The sequence below is a fragment of the Candidatus Magnetobacterium casense genome (genome assembly GCF_019173545.1).
Taxonomy (GTDB): Bacteria; Nitrospirota; Thermodesulfovibrionia; order Thermodesulfovibrionales; family Magnetobacteriaceae; genus Magnetobacterium; species Magnetobacterium cryptolimnobacter.
Genome location: NZ_JABXWD010000596.1, coordinates 1 through 1,635, shown reverse-complemented (window position 1 = coordinate 1,635; position 1,635 = coordinate 1). Strand labels below are relative to the sequence as shown.

The following is a 1,635-nucleotide window of genomic DNA, read 5'->3' as shown; positions in this document are numbered from 1 at the left end:
ATAATGGAGCTGGTAGCGCATTCGCTCGTCTTAATTCTCCCGATGATATTGAAATGCTTTCGCAGGAACTCTCGCTCGTTGCGAAAGAAGCATTCAACAAGTGGGAAAGTCTCGAAAAGTCAGAACTAGATATTCAGACAGGCCTCGCAGCCTGGGCAGTTGCCCAGGGACTGCAGGTCGATGACCTGTCATACCAACAAAAGGAGGTGTTACGATCGTTAGCATCAAAGCTTTCGCTTTCGCCCATGCCAACACTTGCCCCAACGGAGGCACCGCAGACCCAGCCTATCGAATCGTGCCCATCGACGGAGGAGACTTCATCTGTTACTGCACCAGATGCCTCGATTCCGTCTGGGTTACCAGAGCCGAACTCATCGCCAACGAAAAAGCCAAGGAGGTCAGCTAACCAATGAGATACCGTATCCTAGTCGAACTTGAGAAAACCGCAACCAACACCAACGTACTGTCTGGTACCGAACTCGACAGCCCGCCAGCTTCCGGCTCCCTCGTGCTTTACGCAGCCAGCACTGTCAACACGGCGACTCTCGAAGTGCCTCAAGCCTTTCATAAGCCCGGAGTCACCGCTTTACTTCGCAAGCGCACAGATGGCATACCCAACATCACCGATGACCCGCCTTTCATCATCCCAGTTCAGAAAGGCACAACCCCAGTCCTAGTACTAGGTGGCACCACCGGGACTTGCCACTTCACAGCAATACTTGACTTTGACGCTTAGGAGGTGACAATGGCAGTCAACATAGAAGACTTAACCGAATTTGGCGGTAACTATGACCAACGTTTCGGTTGGATACCAGACCTCAGCGTCACCCAACCACCTTCAGCCGCTACAGCCGCTCAAATGGCAGCCGAAACAGCCATCACTCTCAAGAATGAGGCATGGTTCCAGATGCAAAGAGGCGACCGCCTTATCAACCCTTTACCCGTGCAAGGGCCTTTGCAGCCAGTCAGACCGCCAACTCCCGCAGCGATCCTTCAGACGCTATCACAAGCCCCGCAAACGGCCTTGAACAGCCTTACGGGAGCAATAGGAGAAACAGTGACAAATGCCCTCGGTTTACCCTCTGATGCCATGCAGCTCATGCTAATGATGAAGAAACCTATGCCTTACCTCATGCATCAGATGCTCGGCAAACAGCTCGGCATCATGGAAATAATGATGCCTTTCAGCCGCAGTCTTCAAGGTACCATCATGCAAGACATGGGTATGTTCCCCGCTCCGATGGGTAACCTCATGGACTTGATGGGCGGAGGCGGCCTCTTTGGTGGAGGGTCCAACAACATGCTACTGATGATGGCTCTCCTAGGCGGCCTAGGTGGAGGCCAAACTTCACAACCATCCAACGGATTGGTTGCTTCACCTCAAGCTGGTTGGGTTGCACCCGTAGCAGGAATCGCTGCTGCTACCCTTCCCGCCTTGATACTTGCCGGCAGCAAGGGCGGTTGGTTCAACAAGGGCCGCTACAAAAATAGCTACCGCAGATCCCGATACCCCAACGGCAGAGGTAAATACCTTTGGATGCGCAATAGGGGCCGTCGGAGGTACTAATGGCAGTATCAGCTACCGCCTACGTTGAACGCACTCGAATTGCATACCCGCATCCGGGAGTCGTCCAC

The 1,635-nt window shown here is 53.5% G+C and carries 2 protein-coding genes and 1 pseudogene; all 3 read left to right on the top strand.

Annotation, left to right across the window (positions count from 1 at the left end; genetic code table 11):
• Positions 1-413 (top strand): annotated as a pseudogene (locus tag HWQ67_RS17950) (hypothetical protein); the annotation flags it as partial.
• Positions 410-736, top strand: a complete 327-nt coding sequence (locus tag HWQ67_RS17945; protein ID WP_218254064.1) for a hypothetical protein — start codon at positions 410-412, stop codon at positions 734-736. The pseudogene HWQ67_RS17950 and the gene HWQ67_RS17945, both read left to right, overlap by 4 nt.
• Before the next feature lie 9 nt (positions 737-745).
• Positions 746-1,567, top strand: a complete 822-nt coding sequence (locus HWQ67_RS17940) for a hypothetical protein (RefSeq protein WP_218254063.1) — start codon at positions 746-748, stop codon at positions 1,565-1,567.
• The last annotated feature ends 68 nt before the right edge of the window (positions 1,568-1,635 follow it).

Coding starts and splice junctions, on each gene's coding strand:
- HWQ67_RS17940 (WP_218254063.1), top strand. CDS start 746: ATGGCAGTCAACATAGAAGACTTAACCGAATTTGGCGGTAACTATGAC.
- HWQ67_RS17945 (WP_218254064.1), top strand. CDS start 410: ATGAGATACCGTATCCTAGTCGAACTTGAGAAAACCGCAACCAACACC.